General features: G+C 45.1%; 1 protein-coding gene. It reads right to left on the bottom strand.

Translation table 11 applies throughout. From position 1 onward, the window contains the following. Positions 1 to 346, bottom strand: a 346-nt coding sequence (locus KH400_RS30325) for a hypothetical protein (RefSeq protein ID WP_217228607.1), incomplete at both ends; no start/stop codon positions are given.

Here is a 346-nt window from a genome sequence, read left to right as displayed (position 1 = left end):
TTCTTCCCCTCTTTCCCTCTCCTTCTTTCTTTTTCTTCCTCCCCCTCTCTTTTCCCCCTTCTCCCTTTTTTCTTCTCTTTTCCCTCTTCCTCTTCCTCCCTCTTCTTTCCCCTCTTTCCTCTCTCCCCTTTCTTCCTCTTCTTCCCTTCCCCCCTCTTCTTTTTCTTTCCTTCCCCTTCTTTCTTCTTTCCTTCCTTCTTCTTCTCTTCTCCTTCCCCTCCTTTTCTCTTTTTTTTTTTTTCTCTTCCCTTCCCCTTTTTTCTTCCTCCTCCCCCTTCTTTCTTTTTTTCCCTTTTTTCTTTCCTCCCCCTCTCCTTTTTTTCTCCTCTCTTTCTTCTTTCCCCCC

It is taken from the genome of Desertibacillus haloalkaliphilus (genome assembly GCF_019039105.1).
Taxonomy (GTDB): domain Bacteria; phylum Bacillota; class Bacilli; order Bacillales; family KJ1-10-99; genus Desertibacillus; species Desertibacillus haloalkaliphilus.
The sequence above is the reverse complement of the archived record's forward strand: the minus strand, read 5'-3'. Positions and strand labels throughout refer to the sequence as shown.